This is a genomic window from Micromonospora parva (genome assembly GCF_000718515.1).
Taxonomy (GTDB): domain Bacteria; phylum Actinomycetota; class Actinomycetes; order Mycobacteriales; family Micromonosporaceae; genus Micromonospora; species Micromonospora parva.
Window position 1 is genome coordinate 1 of record NZ_JNZS01000011.1, and the last position, 18909, is coordinate 18909.

The window sequence follows — 18909 nt, forward strand, 5'->3', positions numbered from 1 at the left end:
GGGTTGGCGGGCGGGCGTTGATCCTGACCGCGTTCACCGCGCTCGCCCTGGGTGTGCCGCTGCTGGCGGTCCGCCGGGGGCTGCGCGGTACGGCGGAGACGTTCGCCGCGGTGGGGTTGCTGCTGGTGGTGCTGGACGGTTACGCGGCCTGGTCGGTGAACCTGGCCGGCGTGGCCGGCTGGCCGGGCAGCCGGTACGCCGCGCTGGTCGGGGGGGCCAGCGCGGCGGTTGCCGTGGCGTACGGCAGGTGGAGCGGGTTGACGGGGCCGTGGTTCGCCGCCCTGGTGGCCGCTCAGCCGGCGTTGCCGCTGCTCGCCGCCGAGACCGGGGCGGGGGCGGCCGGGTGGGCGCTGATTCTGCTCGGGGTGGCGTTGCTGAACCTGGCCGTGCTTGCCGCGCTGCGCGGCCGGGAAGGGGCGGCGCAGCTCGTCGGTCGGGTGCTGGCCGGCATCGCCCATGTCGCCGCGCTGCTGAATGCTGCGGCGTGCGCGCTGGTGCCGCTGGTCAGCGGGCGGGCGGGGGGCTCCGCACTGCTGGCCGGTGTGCCGCTGTTGCTGGTCGCGCTGGTCGGGCTTGGTGCGGCCTGGCTCGTCGGGGGGCGGGCGCTGCGGGCGGTGGCGGCGGGCCTGCTGGTGCCGGTCCTCGCCGGCGCAGTGCTGCGTCCGGTGGCCGAGCTGCGGCCGTCGGTGCTGCTGCTCGCCACGGCGGCGGTGGCGCTCGGGTTGGCCGCTGCCGTGCGGCTACTGCCGGCGGCGCGCGGTGGCGACGGTTGGCGGGCCGGTGCGCGGGCCGGTGCGCTGTTCGTCGCGGCGGGCACGGCACAGGTGACGGTGCTGATCACCATCGGGCTTGCGGCCGCCGCCGTCGGCCGGTCACTGCCGCCGTGGGGTGGGGCTGGGCTGGGATCGGACCTGCGCTGGGGTTGGCAGTTGGCGCCCGCCGTGGCGCTGGCGGTCGGCGCGGCGGTGCTCCTGCTGCCCCGCAACGCGCGGGCGGTGCTCGGCACGGCCGGTGCGGTGGCGGTGCTGTTGGCCGTGCCCGCCGGCTGGACGGCCTCCTGGGCTCAGGTGGTCGCCGTCGACCTGGTCGGCGGGGTCGCGCTGCTGCTCGCCGTGCTGGCCCGCCCGGCCACCCCGCCGGTCGCCCTGCTCACCCGTGCGCTCGGCGGTGCCGTCCTGCTCGGGCACGGGCTGCTTGTCGCACTGGCCGCCCCGACCGGCGCCCTGGTGGCGCTCGGCGTTCTCGCCGCGCTCGGGCTGGCACTGGGCGTACGACGGGGGGTCGGGGCGTACCGGGAGGTGGCCGGTGCGGGTCTGCTGGTCGGGCAGCTCACGCTGCCCGCGATCGCGGCGGTGGCGCTGTTCGCCGCGGGCGCCCCGCCGTGGTGGCAGGCCCGGCTCGCGCTGGCGGGGGCCGGGCTGTCGCTGGTCGCGGCGCTCGCGGCGCGTCGTCGTCGGGTGGAGCTGATCGGGTACGCGCAGACCGGCGCCGTCGTCGCGGTGGCAGTGCCCGCCCTCGCGCCGCTGGTCGGGGCGGGTGACGAGCCGCTCGCGTTGTACGCCGCGCTGGCGGCGCTGGGCGTCGCGGTCGTCGCCTGCTGGGCGCCGTCGGTGAGCGCCTCCGGTCCGGCGGCCCTCGGGGACCGGCCTTCGGCAGCCGAGCGCGAGCCGGCCCGGTCGGCGCTGTTGCTGGCTGCGGGCGGGACGCTGGCGGCGGTGGCCGTGCTGGTGGCCCTGCCGACGGTGCTGACCGCGCTCGGGTCGCCGCACGGCGGGCGGGGCCGGGTGTGGTCGGGGGTTCCGACTGTCGTCGCCGACCCGACGGTGCTCCCGGTGGGGTTCGCGCTGGTCGTGCTGGCGGTGGCCGGGGCGTTGGCCGGTCGGCGGGTGGGGCTGCCGGTGCCGGCCGCCCTGCCGTTCGTCGCGGCGGCGCTGCCGGTGCTGCTCATCGCGATCGGGGCGCCCTGGCCGGTGCTGCCGGCCGCCGTTCTGCTCGCCGGGCTGGCCGCGCTGCTGTTCACCGCGCTGGCCCCGCCCCGCCCGGTGCTCGCCCCGGTCGCCGTACCGGTGGGCGTGGTGCTGGTGGCATCCGGTGTGGCGGGTCTGCTGGCCACCCGGACGGCGACGCTCGCGGCCGAGGCGGTGCTGCTGGTGGCGGCGGTCGCGGTCGCCGTCGGGGCGCGCAGGTCCGCGGTACGGGTCGTCGGTTGTCTCGCCGCCGTGGGTGTGGCGTCCGCGTTGGCGGTGACCGCCCCGCTCGCCGGCGGGCTGCCGTTGCGGGCGGCCGCGTACCCACTGCTGGGGGTGGCCGCGGTGACGTTGGCCGCTGCGGCGCTCACCCCGGCGCGGGCCCGGCTGGGACGGGTGCTGGATGCCGCCGCGCAGGCTGTCGCGCTGGTGGCGGCGGTGTTCGCCGTCGAGGTGGCACGGCATCTCGCCACCGTCTGCGTGCTCTGGGGTGTCGCCGTCGCGCTGCGACTGCTGCGCCGGGGTGAACCGGCCGGTCGACGGTGGGTGTTCGCCGGGATCGCCGCCGGCAGCGAGTTGCTCGGGGCCTGGGTGCTGCTGGCCGGCGGTGGGGTGACGGTGCTGGAGGCGTACACACTGCCGGCTGCGGCGCTCGCCGTCGGCGCGGGTCTGCTGGCGCTGCGCACCCGGCCGGGGCTGACCAGCTGGCCGGCTCTCGGCCCGGGGCTGGTGGCGGCGTTGCTGCCCAGTCTCGTGTCGGTGCTGGCCGGGCCAGACCCGCAGCCGTGGCGGCGACTGCTCCTCGGCGCGGCGGCGGTCGGCGTGGTGCTGGCTGGCGCGACCCGCCGGTGGCAGGCGCCGGTGCTGCTCGGCGGCGGGGTGCTGACGCTGTTGGCACTGCGCGAGGTGGCCCGGGGGTGGGATCTGCTGCCCCGGTGGATCTATCTGGGGGTCGGCGGGCTGGCGCTGGTCGGGCTCGCCGCCACCTACGAGCGACGTCGACGTGACCTGGCTCGACTGCGCGCGGCAGTTGGGCGGCTGAGTTGAGTTTGAAGTCAGGAAGGTAGGGCCTGCCCTACCCACTATTCGGGGGTTGTCGGGGTTACTCAGCGCTACCGCGATCGGGAGACTTGACATTAAGCCCGAACCACCCTGGTACGGGCGCAAGCGGAACGGGAGCAGCGATGGCGCTCGGAGCGGTGGCGGAACCGCCGGTACGACGGCGAGGCAGTGACTACGCACAGTTGTCCCGACGGATCAGCCAGGCGGGCCTGCTGGAGCGGCGTCCCGGCTGGTATGTCACCCGCATCGTGCTCACCCTCGGTGCCTTCGTGGCCGGCTGGGTGGCCGTGTTCCTGCTCGGCGACTCCTGGTGGCAGCTTCCGCTCGCGGCACTGATGGCGGTGGCCACCACCCAGGTCGCGTTCCTCGGTCACGATGCCGGGCACCGCCAGATGTTCCGTCGGCGGGGCCCCAGCGAGTTGGTGGGGTTGTTCGCCGGCAACGTGGCGGTGGGGATCAGCTACGGCTGGTGGGTCGACAAGCACAACCGGCACCACGCCAACCCGAACCACGAGGACGAGGACCCGGACGTCGGCGCGGGTGCCCTGGTGTGGACCCCCGAGCAGGCGTTGGAGACCCGTGGGATCGGTCGCTGGATGGCCAAGCGGCAGGCGTACCTCTTCTTCCCGATGCTCCTGCTGGAGGGCCTGAACCTGCACGTGGCGAGCATCCGGGCGATCATCGGCCGGGAGCCGAACGGCGGGTACACCGTCCCGATGCGGCACCGGGCGGTCGAGGCGGCACTGCTCGTCGTGCACACCGCCGCGTACGTGGCACTGCTGTTGGCTGTCATGTCCCCGGTCAAGGCGCTGCTCTTCGCCGTCGTGCACCAGGCGTTGTGGGGCCTCTACATGGGCTGCGCGTTCGCGCCGAACCACAAGGGCATGCCGATGCCGACCGCCGAGGACGAGCTGGACTTCCTGCGTAAGCAGGTGCTGACCTCCCGCAACGTGCGGGGCAGCCGGCTGGTGGACACCGCGCTCGGCGGTCTCAACTACCAGATCGAGCACCACCTGTTCCCGAACATGCCGCGCGCCAACCTGCGCCGGGCCCAGCCGATCGTCCGGGCCTACTGCGTCGAGCAGGGCATCCCGTACGCCGAGACCGGGTTGGTCGAGTCGTACCGGCAGGCACTCGGTCATCTGCACGAGGTGGGGCGGCCGCTGCGCGGCTGAACACACCAGGGGGAAGGCGGGGGCGGTGCCGGGCGGCACCGCCCCCGCCTGCGTACCGGGTCGATCGACACCCTGCTACCGCTGGTCGATGCCGTCCGTCGTCCCCGGTAGGGTCGGCGCATGGCAGACCTGCTCACCGCGGGAGCGGTGCGAGATGAGCTGGGCGGGCTGACGGGCTGGTCCCCGACCCGGCGGATCGACGACATCGTCGGGAGCGTGGCATGAGATTCGAGATCAGCAAGGTGCTGGACGCCATCGAGGGGCGGGTCTGCACCGACCCGTCGCTGGCCCGGGCCGTGGTCGACCTGGCCGAGGTGATCCGCTACCAGGACATTGATGGTGGTCGGCCGGCCAGCCTGCTGCGCCTCGGCATGGTCATCGACGCGCTCTCCCGCGAGTTGGAGGAGGACAGCGTCCAGGTCTACGCGGTGGTGCACCGGGCATTACTCTCCGACGCTGACCTCACCTCCAACGAACGGATGGTGGTCCGCCGCTGGGCCGACGACGGGCTCGTCGAGGTGCTCGACAACCCGGGTGACCGGATGTTGGAGGTCGCCGACCTGCTCGGTCTGCCGGTGCTCAGCCGGGTCCGCTTCGACGGGTTGCGCGGTCGGTTCCCGTGGCTGGTCGAGCAGCCCGGTCGGGTGGTCGCTCCGGTCCCCGGCGCCGGTGGGCCGGTGTTCATCGCGCACGTCGGCGGGGGTCACGCGCCGGTGGCCGGCAAGCGTTCGCCGACCGGCGTGAAGCTGCTGGCCCGCCAGTGGCGCTGCCCGGAGTCGGGCTGCGCGTTGTTCGGCGGCGGTGGTGGGGGCGGCGCGTTCGCCGACCTGGCCGGCGGTGCCGACCGCAGCCCCGCGGCGCAGCCGCCGCCCGCGCTGCGCAACGGCGTGCCGACCTGCCCCCGGCACGGCGCACGGCTCGGCGACGCCGGGCCGCGCCCGCGTACGGAGGTGCTCGCGGTGCGCGTCGGCGGCCTCGTCCGGCGGCGGTTCGTGCTCAGCGAGGAGCAGCCGGTGGTGGCTGGCCGGGCCCCCGAGCAGGACGGCGGGATCATGCTCGGGCAGTGGCTCAACGACGAGGCCCGACGCTGGATCAGCCGTGGTCACGTCCGCTTCGAGCTGCGGGTTGGCGAGGTCATCGTGACCGACGTCAGCACCAACGGTTCCGGCATCCGCCCGGCCGGTTCGATGGCCGAGTCGGACCGGATCCCGCTGGCCCCGCAGCAGTCCCGGGTGCTCGGCGAGAACGACATGGTGGAGCTGTACCCGGGCGTGCAGATCGGCCGCGCCGAGGAGTTGCCCACCGGCGCCCCGTTCACCCCCACCTCGGTGATGGCCGAGGCCCCGACGATGGCTATGCGCCTCCCCCGACCCTGACGCGGAAGGCGGGCGTCGGAGGCCCGACGCCCGCCTTCCACCACGTTCTGGGTCAGCCAGCCAGCACCTCGGCCAGAGCGTTCACCGCCAGGTCGATCTCCTCTTCGGTGATCACCAGCGGTGGAGCGAGCCGGATGGTGGAGCCGTGGGTGTCCTTGGCCAGCACCCCGCGCGCGGCGAGCCGCTCGCACGCCTCCCGGCCGCTCATCAGCGCCGGGTCGATGTCCAGACCGGCCCACAGGCCACGGACGCGTACCCCGACCAGGCCCTTGCCGACCAGCCCTTCCAGGCCGGCCCGCAACCGCTCACCCAGCTCGGCCGAGCGGCGCTGGAACTCGCCGGTGGCCAGCAGCCGGACCACCTCGACCGCCACCGCGCAGGCGAGCGGGTTGCCGCCGAAGGTGGAGCCGTGCTGGCCCGGCTTGAGCACGCCGAGCACGTCCGCGTTCGCGGCCACTGCGGACACCGGCACGATGCCGCCGCCCAGCGCCTTGCCCAGCAGGTACATGTCGGGCACGACGCCCTCGTGGTCACAGGCGAAGGTCGCGCCGGTACGCCCCAGACCGGACTGGATCTCGTCGGCGATGAACAGCACGTCGCGCTCGGTGCAGACCTGCCGTACGCCGGGCAGGTAGCCCTCCGGCGGCACCACCACACCCTGCTCACCCTGGATCGGCTCCAGCAGCACGGCCACCGTGTTCTCGTCGATCGCGGCGGTCAGCGCGTCCAGGTCGCCGTACGGCACGACAGTGAAGCCCGGGGTGTACGGCCCGAAGTCGGCGCGGGCGTCCTCGTCGGTGGAGAAGCTGACGATGGTGGTGGTCCGCCCATGGAAGTTGCCCTCGGCGACCACGATGTTGGCCTGCCCGGGGGCCACGCCCTTGACCTGGTAGCCCCACTTGCGGGCCACCTTGATGCCGGTCTCCACCGCCTCGGCACCGGTGTTCATCGGCAGCACGAGGTCCTTGCCGCACAGCTCGGCCAGCTCCCGGCAGAAGTCGGCGAACTGGTCGTGGATGAACGCCCGGCTGGTCAGCGTGAGCCGGTCCAGCTGGGCGTGCGCGGCGGCGATCAGCTGCGGATGCCGGTGACCGAAGTTCAGTGCGGAGTAGCCGGCCAGGCAGTCCAGGTAGCGCTTGCCGTCCACGTCGGTGAGCCAGGCGCCCTCGGCGGACGAGATCACCACCGGCAGCGGGTGGTAGTTGTGCGCCGTCCAGCGCTCGGCGTCCCGGACCGCTCCCGGCGTCCGCAGGATGTCATCCACTATCACTTGCTTGCCTTTCCCTGACGGAGTCGCAGTGTGCAGCACTTCGGTCCGCCGCCGGCCTTACGCAGCTCGGACAGGTCGACACCGATGGTTTCGTAGCCCCGGTCGCGCAGCTTGGCGGCCAGGTCGGTGGCCTGCGCGGGCAGCACCACGTGCCGCCCGTCGCTGACCGCGTTCAGCCCCAGCACCTCGGCGTCGGCCATGGTGGCGTGCACCGCGTCGGGGAAGAGCCGGCGCAGCACCGCCCGGCTGCCCGGGGAGAACGCCTCGGGCAGGTACGCCACGGTCCGCTCGTCGAGCACTGTCAGCGCGGTGTCCAGGTGGTAGAAGCGCGGGTCGACCAGTTGCATGGTGATCACCGGGTAGCCGAAGACCTCCTGCAACTGGGCGTGTGCGGCGTGTGCCGTGCGGAAGCCGGTGCCGGCGAGTAGGTGGTCACCGGCCAGCAGGACGTCGCCCTCGCCCTCGTTGACGTGCTTCGGGTCGTACATCTCGAAGCCGGCGGCCTCGAACCAGGCCCGGTACGCCGGCGCCTCGTCGGCGCGCTGCGGGTCACGGAACTGCACCGCCATCGCCTTGCCGTCGATCACGGTGCCGCCGTTGGCGGCGAAGACCATGTCGGGCAGGCCGGGCACCGGAGTGATCTCCTCGACGGTGTGGCCCAGGTCACGGTACGTCTGGCGCAGCTGCTCCCACTGCCGGACGGCCAGCGCCGCGTCGACCGGCGCGCTCGGGTCCATCCAGGGGTTGATGGCGTAGTCGACGGCGAAGTACGTCGGCCGGCACATCAACAGGCGCTGGCTGGTGGCGTCCATCGTCATTGTCCTGCTCCCAGGGGTCGGGCGCGCCCGGCCACCGTGGCCCACGGGCTGGCGCCGTGACTCAACGTTATGCGGCGTCAGCGGCAGGATCCACCACCGAGAGTTGCGCAGACCGAAGATTCGTTGCGTCTGGGCGGTTCCCGGATGTGATTCGTTGCGTCACGGCGGCGTCCGTCGGAAATCGCGCTTCGGGCCACCCAACGCCGGGCCGCTCACCCATCCGGCGGCGTCGCTACGCCGGGGAAGTCGTCGTCGTCCCTGTCGAGGGACTGTCAACCCCCGGACACACTTCAGGGGCGGCGAACCGCCGCCCCTGAAAGGGTGTCGCCCGGCCGGTGAACCACCGGACTGGTCGGGCTGCCGGCGAACCGCCGGCTGTTCGCCGGTGCATCACCGGCGAGCGGAACAGTGCCCGCTAGAAACGATCGACAAACTGTGAGTCAAGCCACTCGCGGAAGCGCTGCACCCAGTCGCCGTCGGTGGTCGGCCAGTCGAACTGGCCGGTCATCGCGAGCACCCCGATCACGACCGCGGCCAACCCGATCAGCACGCCGAAGAGCGCGTCGGTAGTGCCGGCGACGTGCCGACGGCGGGTGGCCATCAGGCCGAGCACCGCGAGCACCGCACCGAACGCGCCGAGGCCGATGCCGTACCCGGCCAGGGTGCCGGTCAGCACGAACATCGCGCCGGCGACCGAGACGATCAGGCCGAGCGTGGCGAGCAGGCTGGCGCGTGGCTTCGGGCCCCGCGTCACCGGCGGCTCGGGCGTGGTGACGCCCGGAGTCGGGTCGACGGGGCGGTCCGTGGTGGCCCGGTCGGTGGTGTCGGACCGCCGGGTGACGCTGTCGCGCTCGGCGGTGCGTGCCGTGCTCGGGGTGACGGTGGGCCGGGCGTCGGTCTCCGCAGTCTCTGCGGTGCCGGTGCGGGCCTCGGAGGCGCCCGGGTGGGTCGTGCCGGACACGGGCTCGGGTGCGACGGGACGGGTGGCGCCGTTGGACGGTTCGGGCGCGACCGGGCGAGCGGTGCCGGCCCGGGGCTCGGGCTCCACCGGCCGCGCGGTGGCGGCGCGGGCAACCGCCGCCCGCTCGTTGGCCCGCCGCTCGGCCTCACTGGTCTGGCCGTCGGTGGCGCCCGCGCTGCGGTACGTCGTCTGGTCGGCGTCGCGGTCGGTGACCACCGGCCGGCCGGCGTTGTCACCGGTCGGGCCGGTCTCGGTGACCGCGGTGTCGCGGCCGTCCACGCGGCCGTCGAGGTTCTCGTCCCGCGTCGGTGCCGGCTCGGACCGGCGGGACAGCGAAGGAATCCTGACCACTACACACCTCCTGATGAATGCGTGGTGGCCGACGGAAAGGGTGGCACCCACGCGGTGTCGTACCTCAAATACCCACCTGGGCGTTTCCTGACACCAATCCTGGGTACGAGCGCCGAGCCCGGCTGATGCGGGCCCTGATCGGCGCGCGGCCCGGGCCGGGCGGGACTGGCTATCCTTGGCACCCGTGCCAGAGGGACACACGATCCACCGCTTGGCGGCCCGGCACGCCGAGCTGTTCGCCGGGGACAAGCTGCACGCCGCGAGCCCGCAGGGTCGTTTCGCCGAGGGTGCGGCCCGGCTCTCCGGGACCGTGCTGGACGGCACCGAGGCGTACGGCAAGCACCTGCTGCACCACTACGCCGGTGAGCTGACCGTGCACGTACACCTCGGGCTGTACGGCAAGTTCGCCGACGGGCCGGGGGAGCCGCCGGAGCCGGTCGGCCAGGTGCGGCTGCGGCTGGCCAGCGACCGGCACTGGCTCGACCTGCGTGGCCCCACGGCCTGCGAGCTGCTCACCCCGCCCGAGGTGGCGGCACTGCGGGACCGCCTCGGGCCGGATCCGTTACGCGGCGACGCCGACCCGGAGCGGGCGTACGCCCGGATCTCGCGCAGTGCCACACCTCTCGCCGCGCTGCTGCTGGACCAGTCGGTGGTGGCCGGCACCGGCTTGATCTTCGTGACCGAGGCGCTGTTCCGGGCCGGGCTGTCGCCTACGATGCCCGGCCGGCAGCTGACCGGAGCCGGTTGGGACGCGCTCTGGGCGGACCTGGTCGGGCTGATGCGGCTCGCCGTGGAGCACGGCCGCATCGACACGGTCCGCGATGCGCACCTGCCCGAGGCGATGGGCCGCCCGGCCCGGGTGGACCGGCACGGTGGCGAGGTGTACGTCTACCGCCGCCCCGGGGCGCCCTGCCACGTCTGCGGCACCGAGATCAGCCGTGGTGAGCTTGCCGGGCGCAACCTCTACTGGTGTCGTACCTGTCAGGTGGATTGAGCCGGTCGTCCTGACGCTGAGCGGCTTCAGTCGGCGTCGAGCAGCCAGCGGACCACCTCGATATTCTGCGCAAAGACAACGTCGTCGGCGACGCTCCAGGCCAGCGTGTGCCCGATCGTCCAACCCCGAGCCCGCTCCCGGTCCAGCCCCAGCTCGGCACAGAGCCGGTCCAGCCGGTGCCGGACGGCGGCCGGTGAGTGCCCCAACTCCTGGCCGCGCACCATCGGCACCACCGAGAACTCCCGTTCCCCGGTCAGCGGTTTCGGGTCGATCGCCAGCCACGGCCCCCGGTCGCCGGGGAGCGCGTCGGCGGCGAGCACGTTGCCGGCGTGCAGGTCCTGATTGACCAGCACCTGCTCACCCTGGCTCGACGCCAGGTCGCCGAGCAGGTCGAGCGCCGCGTCGAGCAGCCGCCGCTGGTACGGCCGGCCGGTCCGTTCCCAGGCCCGGGGCATCCGGTCGATCCAGCCGGCGGCCTCCTGCGCCAGCGGGGTGAACGGCGCGCCGGCCGGTCGCCAGAGCCGGGGGAGCAGCCCGATCACCGCGTCGAGCGCCCGGTCCGGCGGAAGGTCGTGCAGGGGAGTGCCGGGCTGGCAGCGTTCCAGCAGCAGGGCGCGCCGCCCGGGGTCGTGGGCGAGCAGGCGGATCGCCGCGTCACCGTCCCAGTGGGCCAACGCGTCGGCCTCGTGCCGGCTCTCCTCGTCGGGGTACTGGAGCTTCAGCACCGCCGCCGTGCCGTCGGGCAGCTGAGCGGGGAGCGCCAGCGAGGCGTACGCGTACCGGAAGGGTGGGTCGAGTCGCAGCGACCACTGCTGCGCGCACTCCGCCAGCCACGTCGGGAGGGTGGCCAGCCAGGCGCGACCGGCGGGTGATCCGCGTACCCAGTCAAGTCCCTCGGGCAGATCCATCTGGTCCTCCTGGGCTGTCACGGCGTTCCTGTGCCGGTCCACAGTGGCTAGCGTGGACGGGTGCAGATTGGCGAGGAGGATCGATGACCCCCGACGACGAGAAGTTTCTCCGCCAGGCCGTGGAGATCGCCAGGCGGGCTGGGGCGTCCGGCGAACGGCCGTTCGGCTCGCTGCTTGTCGACGCGGCCGGCGTGGTCCTGGTCGAGGACCACAACACGGTGGTCTCCGACGCGGACATCAGCGCGCATCCGGAGTTGAAGCTGGCCGTCTGGGCGGCCCGGGAGCTTCCGCCCGAGGTGGCTGCCGGCACCACCATGTTCACCAGTTGCCAGCCCTGCGGGATGTGTGCGACAGCGATCGAGCGGTCTGGCCTCGGCCGGGTGGTGTACGCGCTGTCCAGCGAGCAGTTCGAGGAGGTCAAGCCGCCCACCCCGGCGCTGCCCCCGGTCCGGTACGAGGGGCCGGCGCTGTTCGAGGAGGCACGTCGGCCGATCGACGACTACTACTGACCGAAGCTGTCCCGCTGTGGTGTGACGCAGCCGGAATTGACAGTCGGCCGGCTGCCGGAGCAGGGTTGACCGGTGACAACGATGTCAACGGACAAAAGGGAAGGGATTGTGTGCATGATCCTCTCCCTACCGCACCCGGTTCGCGGTGTCCCCTTGACGGTTTCCCGGCGCGGACCCGGTCTGTCCGCCGATCCTGGCCGTATGTCCCTTTCCTACCCAACGGTGACCAGCTGAGATGACCGACGTGCCCCGATCCGACGCCGCAACGACCCCCGCTCCGGCGGGGTCGACAGACCTGCCCGATCTGGACGACTTCCTCGCCGACCAGACCCGGACCTTGCTCGACACCGCCCGCCGCTCGGTACGGGCCGAGGGCGGCTTCTGGTGGTTGACCGACGACCGCACCCCGGATCGGGGCGAACCGATCCACACCTGGATCACCTGCCGGATGACCCACGTGGCAGCCCTCGCCCATCGCAACGGCGACCCGGACGCCGCCGCCCTGGTCGACCACGGGGTCGCCGCGCTCAGCACGCTGCTGCGCGACGACCGGTACGGCGGCTGGTTCAGCGCGGTGGACCAGCAGGGCGCACCCGTCAACGACCGCAAGGCCGGCTACGACCACGCGTTCGTGCTGCTCGCCGCCTCCAGCGCGGCGCGCGCCGGACGGCCCGGCGCGGACCGCTTGCTCGCGGACGTGCTGGCCGTCGTGCGGGACCGGTTCTGGGACGAGGACGCCGGGGCGGTCCGCGAGTCGTGGAACCGCGACTGGACGGTCACCGAGGACTACCGGGGCGCCAACAGCAGCATGCACATGGTCGAGGCGTTCCTCGGCGCTACCGCCGCCACCGGCGACGCGAGCTGGGCCGACCGGGCCCTGCGGATCGCCACCCACCTCGTGCACGGTGAGGCGGCCCGGCACGACTGGCGGCTGCCCGAACACTTCACCACCGACTGGTCGCCGCTGCCCGACTACAACCGGGACCAGCCCGCCGACCCGTTCCGGCCGTACGGCTCCACCATCGGGCACTGGCTGGAGTGGGCCCGGCTGCTGCTGGAGCTGGAGGCGGTGCTGCCGCAGCCACCCCGCTGGCTGCTCGCCGACGCCCGCGCCCTGTTCGCCGCCGCCGTGCGTCGCGGCTGGGCCGCCGACGGCGCGGACGGCTTCGTCTACACGATCGACTGGGACGACCGGCCGGTGGTGCGCTCCCGGATGCACTGGGTGCTCGCCGAGGCCGTCGGTGCGGCGATCACCCTGCACCGGCGCACCGGGGACGCGGTCTACCTCGACTGGTACCGGGCCTTCTGGGCGTACGCCCGCCGCAGTCTCATCGACCAGACCGGATGGCGGCACGAGTTGGACGCGCAGAACCGGCCCGCCGGCACGGTCTGGCACGGCCGACCGGACGTCTACCACGCCTACCAGGCGGTACTGCTGTCCCGCGCGGCCGACGGGCTCGGTGGCCCCGGCCCGCTCGCACCGGGGGAGGTGACCGCGTGATCGTCGTCGCGGGTGAGGCACTGATCGACCTGGTCGTCACCGCCGAGGGTCAGCGGGCGGTGCCGGGTGGCTCCCCGGCGAACGTCGCTGTCACACTGGCCCGGCTCGACCAGCCGGTACGACTGCTGGCCCGGCTCGCCGACGACGAGTACGGTCGGCAGCTCGTCGAGCACCTGAGCGCCAACCGGGTGGACCTGGGGTGGGCGGTGCACGCCGAGGAGCCCACGTCGGTGGCGGTGGCCACGCTGAACGCCGCCGGGCAGGCCAGCTACGAATTCCGGCTGGCCGGTGCGGCGGACTGGCAGTGGACGCCGCGCGAGCTGCCCGAACTGGCCGGAACACCGGCGGTCGCGTTGCACACCGGATCCCTCGCGCTCGCGCTGGCCCCCGGTGCGGAAGTGCTGGAGGGCCTGCTCGCCCGGGAACGCCAGCGGGACGGGCTCACCGTCTCCATCGACCTCAACCTGCGGCCGAGCATCGTCACGGACCGGGCGGCGGAGCAGGAGCGGGTACGCCGGCAGATCCGCCTCGCGCACCTGGTCAAGGCCAGCGACGAGGATCTGGCCTGGCTCTACCCGGACCGGTCGCTGGCCGACGTGATGACCGAGTGGCGGGCGGCCGGGGTGTCCTGCGCCGTGGTGACCCGGGGCGGCGAGGGTGCCTGGCTGCTCGCGCCCGACGGCTCGCTGCACGAGGAGCCGGCGGTGCGGACCACTGTTGTCGACACCGTCGGTGCCGGCGACTCGTTCACCGGTGGCCTGCTGGCCGCGCTGGCCGACCTCGACGCGCTCGGTGACCGGCCAGCCGACCGGCTCGCCGCGGTGACCGGGCCGCAGTGGGGTGTGGTCCTCCGGCGGGCCGCCACGGTGGCCGCGTTGACCTGCGCCCGCCGCGGCGCCAACCCGCCCACCCGCGCCGAGGTCGAAGCCCTCCTCACCACCAACCCCGCCTGACCCTGCCCGCGCCGCCCCTCCCCACCTCCGCGATCTTGCGCTTTCTGTCCCGGCAGAGCGGGCGATATGCCGACAAAGCGACAACAGAAACCGCAAGATCGCGCGTGCGGTGGGGTGGGGTGTGGGCGCGGGGCCGGGGGAGGGAGGGGGTTAGGGGAGGCCGCGCTTCAGCAGGGTGGTGGGGAGGACCGTTGTGGAGGGCGGGGTGTCGTCGCCGGCTATCCGTTGGAACAGTCGCTCGGTGGCGACCCTCGCCAGCTCCCGGGTGTCGTACGCGACGACGGTCAGCGGCCGGGGCATCAGGTGGGCCAGTTCGAAGTCGTCGAAGCCGACCAGCGCGGCGTCACTGCCCCGCCGGTGCAACTCCTGGAGCGCACCGACGGTGAGCCGGTTGTTGGCGCAGAAGAACGCGGTGGGCGGCTCCGGGAGGTCGAGGAGCGCGGCGACCGCCCGCCCGGCCTCCTCGGGAGCGATGAGCCGTTCGCGGACCAGCGAATCGTCCGGCTCGACTCCGGCGGCGTCCAGCGCCGCCCGGGCCCCGGTCAGCCGCTCACGCATGGTGGGCACACTCGGCGCGCCGAGCAGCAGCCCGACCCGCCGGTGCCCCTCGTCGAGCAGCGCGTTGACCCCGGCCTGACTGCCGCCCCGGTTGTCCAACAGCACGGCGTCGGCTTGCAGCCCCTGCGGCGGCCGGTCCAGGAACACCACCGGCATGCCCAGCTCGACCTCACGCCGCAGGAACGAGTGGTCGAGGCCCGCCGGCACCACCAGCAGACCGTCGACCCGGCGTTGGGTGAAGTCCTGGAGCAGGGCGCGTTCCCGCTCCGGGTCCTCCTCGGAGGACGCGGTGATCAGCATGGTGCCGTGGGCGGCGGCGATCTCGGCGGCGACGCTGGCGATGGTCGCGTAGAACGGGTTGGCGATTTCCTCGATCAGCAGCCCGACGGTGGCGTTGAGCTGCCGGGAGCGCAGGTTACGAGCGATGTCGTTGCGCCGGAAGCCCAGCTCGGCGATGGCGGCCAGCACCCGGCCGACCAACTCCTGCCCCACCGGCTCGTCGTTGACGACCCGGGAGACCGTCTTCAGGCTGACGTCGGCCCGCCGGGCCACGTCGACCATGGTGGGGCGCCGACGCGTCGTCGGCCGGGTCGGGGTCTGGGTCACGGGGTGGTCCTCCACGGCGGGCGCGGGTCAACGGTCGAGCGCGGCGAGCGCGTCGACCGCTTTTCGGGCGGCGATGAGCACCGGATCCCACACCGGCGCGTACGGCGGAGCGTAGCCCAGGTCCAGCTGCGTCATATCGTCCACCGTCATGCCGTTCCACAGCGCCACGGCCAGCGTGTCGATCCGTTTGGCCGCCTCGGACCAACCGACGATCTGCGCGCCGAGCAACCGGCCGCTGGGACGCTCGGCGATCAGCTTGACCGTCATCGGCCGGGAACCGGGGTAGTAGCCGGCCCGATTGGTCGACTCGGCGATCACCGAGACGAACTCGAAGCCGGCAGCCTTGGCGTCGCGTTCGCGCAGACCCGTCCGACCGACCTCCAGGTCGCAGACCTTGGTCACCGCCGTGCCGATCACGCCCGTGAAGGTGGCGTACTCGCCGCCGATGTTGATCCCGGCGACCCGGCCCTGCTTGTTGGCGTGCGTGCCGAGCGGCACGTGCACCGGCAGCCCGCTGACCCGGTGCAGGGTCTCCACGCAGTCGCCGGCCGCCCAGATCCCGGGGAGCCCGGGCACCCGCATCCGGCGGTCGACCCGGATCGCTCCGGTCGGCCCGAGAGGCAGCCCGGCCGCCTCGGCGAGCGCGGTGTTGGGGCGTACGCCGAGACCCAGGACGACGACGTCGGCCGGGATCGACCCCTCTTCGGTGACCACGGCGGACACCCGGCCGTTGTGCTCCTCCAGGCCGGTCACCGGCAGGCTGCCCCGGATCGTGATGCCGAGGCCGCGCATCGCGTCGGCGACCAGCTCGCCCATGTCGCTGTCCACCGTCGACATGGGCTGCTCGCCCGCCTCCACCAGGGTCACCGAGAGGCCGCGTTGGATCATGGCCTCGGCGATCTCGACGCCGATGTATCCGCCGCCGATCACCACCGCCCGGCGCGGCTGAGGGTCGGCGTCGAGCCAGTCGCGCAGCGCCGCCCCGTCGTCGAGGGTCTGCATGCCGAACACCCCGTGCGCGTCGGTGACCGCCCACGGTGGCTTCACCGGCACCGCGCCGGTGGCGTACATCAGGTCGTCGAAGCGTTCACGGACCTCGCCGCCGTCCTCCAGGTTCTGGGCCACCACCTCGCGGCGCTCCAGGTCGATGGTCGTGACCTCGTGGCGCATGCGGACGTCCATCGCGTGCTCCCGGCGGAAGACCTCCGGATCGCGGGCGATCAGCGCCTCGGGGTCGGGCACCAGCCCGCTGATCCAGTACGGGATGCCGCACGCCGAGTAGGAGGTGAAGTGGCCGCGCTCGAAGACCACGATCTCCAGGTCGTCGCGACCACGGCGGCGTCGGGCCTGGGACGCCGCCGACATTCCGGCGGCGTCCCCGCCGATGACGATCAGCCGTTGGGCCACGAGTTCATCCTGTCACGCGACGATCAGCCGCGGGTCTGCCGCGCGACGTCCTGCACCACGTCGGTGAGTTGGCCGGTGCGCTCGAACACGGCGCGCTGCCGTGCCGCGCCGCTGCCGTGCCGGCGCAGCCCAGCCAGCAGGTCGGTCACCTCGGCCCAGTCGCCGTGCTCCTCCAGCGCCGGCCGCATCCGCTCGACGAACCGGTCCAGCAGCTCCCAGGCCGGGGCCAGCTCGCCCGTGGTGACGTCGACGCCCTCACCCTCGAGGCCGTCGTGGGCGGCCCGCCAGTGCGCGCCGACCAGCAGGTGGTGGTCGGTCCGCAACGCCGGGCGGCCGGCCTCGACATCCGCCATCGCGGTGGCCACCAGCGCCCGGACCAGGGCGGCGACCAGCACCGCGTCGTCCACCGACGGGCAGACGTCGCCGATGCGCAGCTCCACCGTCGGGTACTTCGCCGACAGCCGGGCGTACCAGTAGAGCATCCCCTCGTCCAGCATCACCCCGGTGGAGATCAACTGGCGGATCAGCCGCTGGTAGTGCTCATGCGACTCCAGGAACGGCGTCGGCGCCACCGACGGCCAGCGCTCCCACTCCACCGAGCGCCAACTGGCGTAGCCGGTGTCCTCGCCCCGGGCGAACGGCGAGTTGGTGGTCACCGCCTGCAGCATCGGCAGCCACGGCCGGACGTGGTTGAGCACCTGCACGCCGGTGTCCGGGTCGGGCACCCCCACGTGCACGTGCATCCCGTTGTTGCCGGGGCCGGGAACGAGCAGCCGGAACCGCTCGATCATCCGGTCGAAGCGGGGCTTGTCCACCACCGGTGGCACCGGGCCGTCCACCGGGCCGGTGCCGATGGCGAGCAGCCGTACGCCGGCCCGTTCGGCGGCGTCGGAGAGCGCCCGACGCAGGACGCCGAGGGAGTGCCGGATCGACGAGAGCTCCAGACCGGGCGGGCTGCCGATCTCGATCTGACTGGTCTGGAACTCCCGCTCCACCTGCCCGCGGAGTTCGGCCGGAACCTGCTCCATGACCAGGTCCACGGCCGGAACCGCAGCCCCGGTGTGCGGGTCGACGAGCAGGAACTCCTCCTCGACACCCACGGTGAGCAATCCGGTCGCCGCAGCCATGTCGCTGGGCACCTCGGCCACCTGACCGGTCATCGACATCACCCGTCCGTTTCCACCGTTCGCGGTCCGTCCGCGTCGGTCCGCCGTTGGTTACCCAACGTGGCGATGCCGGGAAACGTGGCGGCGACACGTCGTACTGGGTCGGGCCGCCGGATTCGGCTGGGCGACGTGACAGCGGGTCCTATGCTGAGCCCGTGCCGGTGCTGCTGGGCTTTGTCGGGGTCGCGTGGATGTCCGCGTTCGCCCAGCTCACCCTGCTCGCGGGCCGCCCGGCCGACCTGCTCGCGGGTGCCGCATTGACCGCCCTGGTGCTGCTCGCGGTGGTGCTGGCGGCCCGGGTGCGGGACCGGGCGGGCGCGTCCGGTGCCGGGCCACGGTGGGCTGGTCTGCGGGCCCGCTCCCGAAGTCGCCGAATGCCCCGCCAGATCGACCCGGATGCCGCCGGTCGCCCTCGTCCCCGTGCTCCGGGGCACCCCTCGGCCGCGTAGCGCCCGCCGCCGCGCGGCCGATCCCGCCGTCACCGGCCCCCTCGCTGAGCGGACGCCGCCCGGGGGAGGGCCTCACCGGAATCGGACCGAGGGGTTTCCCATGCTTGCCTTCGCACCACTGCACGACACTGTCGCCGCTGCCGGCAGCGCGCTGTCCTGGCTCACCGAGCTGCTCGAACCACTGGCCGGCGGCGCGGCGACCGCCGCCGCCATCGTGCTCTTCACCATCGCCGTCCGCCTGCTGATCTCGCCGCTGACCGTCGCGCAGGTCCGCGGCGAGCGGCGCCGCGCGGCGCTCGCCCCACAGGTGCGTGACCTTCAGCAGCGGTACGCCGACGACCCGGCGACGCTTCAGCGCGAGGTGTTCACGTTGTACCGCGAGGCCGGCGCGAACCCGATCGCCGGCTGCCTGCCGTTGCTCCTCCAGGCGCCGTTCCTGCTGGTGTTGTACCGGTTGTTCAGCACCAGCGAGGGTGGCACCGGGTTGCTGGACGAGCGGTTGACCGGGGTGCGGCTGGGTCACCATCTCAGCGACGGGCTGACCGGGGCGGCCGGGCCGCTGTTCGGCGTACTGCTCGTGGTGTTGCTGGCGGTGGCCTGGTGGTCGTCGCGGCGGGCCCGCCGGGCGTCGGCGGCGGTGGGCACGGTGGCCGGTACGCCGACCGAGGGGCCGGGTGCGGCCACGCTCGGCCGGTTGCTGCCCCTGCTGCCGTTCACGACGGTGCTGGTGGCGCTGGTGCTGCCGCTCGCCGCGGTGATCTACCTGGTGACCACCAGCGTCTGGTCGGCCATCGAGCAGGCGGTGCTCCGCCGCCCGCAGGCAACTCCGACTGCCGACGTAGATCGACGTTGACAACTGTGTGGACGGGAAGTACAAC

General features: G+C 73.4%; 16 protein-coding genes. 9 read left to right on the forward strand and 7 right to left on the reverse strand.

Features of this window, described 5'->3' with window-relative positions; translation table 11 throughout:
- From IF22_RS35425 to IF22_RS0116895, 3 genes are all read left to right on the forward strand, one after another.
- Nucleotides 1-3014 (forward strand): SCO7613 C-terminal domain-containing membrane protein (locus IF22_RS35425; protein WP_030333051.1); only part of this gene is annotated, 3014 nt, incomplete at its 5' end.
- Nucleotides 3015-3151: 137 nt separating this feature from the next.
- A complete protein-coding gene (locus IF22_RS0116885; RefSeq protein ID WP_030333053.1) occupies nt 3152-4204 on the forward strand; it encodes a fatty acid desaturase family protein in 1053 nt (350 codons plus the stop codon).
- Nucleotides 4205-4425: 221 nt separating this feature from the next.
- Nucleotides 4426-5580 (forward strand): FHA domain-containing protein, encoded by a 1155-nt coding sequence (locus IF22_RS0116895; protein ID WP_030333055.1) that lies wholly within the window; start codon nt 4426-4428, stop codon nt 5578-5580.
- 52 nt (nt 5581-5632) lie between these two features.
- Here the strand turns inward: IF22_RS0116895 and rocD are convergent, their stop codons facing one another.
- The 3 genes from rocD to IF22_RS0116910 all read right to left on the reverse strand — a co-directional run bounded on the left by rocD (nt 5633) and on the right by IF22_RS0116910 (nt 8980).
- Complete coding sequence (rocD, locus tag IF22_RS0116900) at nt 5633-6847, reverse strand: ornithine--oxo-acid transaminase (protein ID WP_030333056.1); 1215 nt, start codon at nt 6845-6847, stop codon at nt 5633-5635.
- Complete coding sequence (gene ddaH, locus IF22_RS0116905; protein ID WP_030333058.1) at nt 6847-7662, reverse strand: dimethylargininase; 816 nt, start codon at nt 7660-7662, stop codon at nt 6847-6849. Before ddaH ends, rocD begins: the two co-directional genes overlap by 1 nt.
- Before the next feature lie 421 nt (nt 7663-8083).
- Nucleotides 8084-8980 (reverse strand): DMT family transporter, encoded by an 897-nt coding sequence (locus tag IF22_RS0116910; RefSeq protein WP_245233653.1) that lies wholly within the window; start codon nt 8978-8980, stop codon nt 8084-8086.
- A 184-nt stretch (nt 8981-9164) separates the two neighbouring features.
- Here IF22_RS0116910 and IF22_RS0116915 point away from each other — a divergent pair, with 184 nt between their 5' ends.
- On the forward strand, nt 9165-9974 hold the full coding sequence (locus tag IF22_RS0116915) for an Fpg/Nei family DNA glycosylase (protein ID WP_030333062.1): 810 nt from the start codon (nt 9165-9167) through the stop codon (nt 9972-9974).
- A gap of 26 nt (nt 9975-10000) precedes the next feature.
- Here IF22_RS0116915 and IF22_RS0116920 read toward each other — a convergent pair whose 3' ends face one another.
- On the reverse strand, nt 10001-10882 hold the full coding sequence (locus IF22_RS0116920; protein WP_030333064.1) for an aminoglycoside phosphotransferase family protein: 882 nt from the start codon (nt 10880-10882) through the stop codon (nt 10001-10003).
- 83 nt (nt 10883-10965) lie between these two features.
- Between IF22_RS0116920 and IF22_RS0116925 the strand changes: the two genes are divergently transcribed.
- The 3 genes from IF22_RS0116925 to IF22_RS0116935 all read left to right on the forward strand — a co-directional run bounded on the left by IF22_RS0116925 (nt 10966) and on the right by IF22_RS0116935 (nt 13845).
- Nucleotides 10966-11391 (forward strand): nucleoside deaminase, encoded by a 426-nt coding sequence (locus IF22_RS0116925; RefSeq protein ID WP_030333066.1) that lies wholly within the window; start codon nt 10966-10968, stop codon nt 11389-11391.
- Nucleotides 11392-11626: 235 nt separating this feature from the next.
- A complete protein-coding gene (locus IF22_RS0116930) occupies nt 11627-12892 on the forward strand; it encodes an AGE family epimerase/isomerase (RefSeq protein WP_030333068.1) in 1266 nt (421 codons plus the stop codon).
- A complete protein-coding gene (locus IF22_RS0116935; protein ID WP_030333069.1) occupies nt 12889-13845 on the forward strand; it encodes a carbohydrate kinase family protein in 957 nt (318 codons plus the stop codon). Before IF22_RS0116930 ends, IF22_RS0116935 begins: the two co-directional genes overlap by 4 nt.
- Nucleotides 13846-13995: 150 nt before the next feature.
- On the opposite strand, the gene IF22_RS0116940 is transcribed toward IF22_RS0116935, so the two are convergent.
- Genes IF22_RS0116940 through IF22_RS0116950 form a run of 3 tightly spaced genes read right to left on the reverse strand, consistent with a single transcriptional unit; the run spans nt 13996 to nt 17576 of the window.
- Nucleotides 13996-15009 carry a LacI family DNA-binding transcriptional regulator gene (locus tag IF22_RS0116940; protein WP_030333071.1) on the reverse strand — a complete coding sequence of 338 codons (1014 nt, stop codon included), beginning with the start codon at nt 15007-15009 and terminating at the stop codon, nt 13996-13998.
- A 27-nt stretch (nt 15010-15036) separates the two neighbouring features.
- Entirely contained in the window at nt 15037-16416 is a 1380-nt protein-coding gene (locus IF22_RS0116945; RefSeq protein ID WP_030333073.1) for an FAD-dependent oxidoreductase, read from the reverse strand.
- 23 nt (nt 16417-16439) lie between these two features.
- Entirely contained in the window at nt 16440-17576 is a 1137-nt protein-coding gene (locus IF22_RS0116950) for a carboxylate-amine ligase (protein WP_209444569.1), read from the reverse strand.
- A gap of 161 nt (nt 17577-17737) precedes the next feature.
- Between IF22_RS0116950 and IF22_RS0116955 the strand changes: the two genes are divergently transcribed.
- Together IF22_RS0116955 and IF22_RS0116960 are read left to right on the forward strand one after the other, a co-directional pair.
- Entirely contained in the window at nt 17738-18031 is a 294-nt protein-coding gene (locus IF22_RS0116955; RefSeq protein ID WP_245233654.1) for a DUF6412 domain-containing protein, read from the forward strand.
- 100 nt (nt 18032-18131) lie between these two features.
- Entirely contained in the window at nt 18132-18884 is a 753-nt protein-coding gene (locus IF22_RS0116960; RefSeq protein ID WP_030333079.1) for a YidC/Oxa1 family membrane protein insertase, read from the forward strand.
- Nucleotides 18885-18909: the final 25 nt, after the last annotated feature.

Coding starts and splice junctions, on each gene's coding strand:
- IF22_RS0116885 (WP_030333053.1), top strand. CDS start 3,152: ATGGCGCTCGGAGCGGTGGCGGAACCGCCGGTACGACGGCGAGGCAGT.
- IF22_RS0116895 (WP_030333055.1), top strand. CDS start 4,426: ATGAGATTCGAGATCAGCAAGGTGCTGGACGCCATCGAGGGGCGGGTC.
- ddaH (WP_030333058.1), bottom strand. CDS start 7,662: ATGGACGCCACCAGCCAGCGCCTGTTGATGTGCCGGCCGACGTACTTC.
- IF22_RS0116920 (WP_030333064.1), bottom strand. CDS start 10,882: ATGGATCTGCCCGAGGGACTTGACTGGGTACGCGGATCACCCGCCGGT.
- IF22_RS0116925 (WP_030333066.1), top strand. CDS start 10,966: ATGACCCCCGACGACGAGAAGTTTCTCCGCCAGGCCGTGGAGATCGCC.
- IF22_RS0116930 (WP_030333068.1), top strand. CDS start 11,627: ATGACCGACGTGCCCCGATCCGACGCCGCAACGACCCCCGCTCCGGCG.
- IF22_RS0116950 (WP_209444569.1), bottom strand. CDS start 17,576: ATGACCGGTCAGGTGGCCGAGGTGCCCAGCGACATGGCTGCGGCGACC.
- IF22_RS0116960 (WP_030333079.1), top strand. CDS start 18,132: ATGCTTGCCTTCGCACCACTGCACGACACTGTCGCCGCTGCCGGCAGC.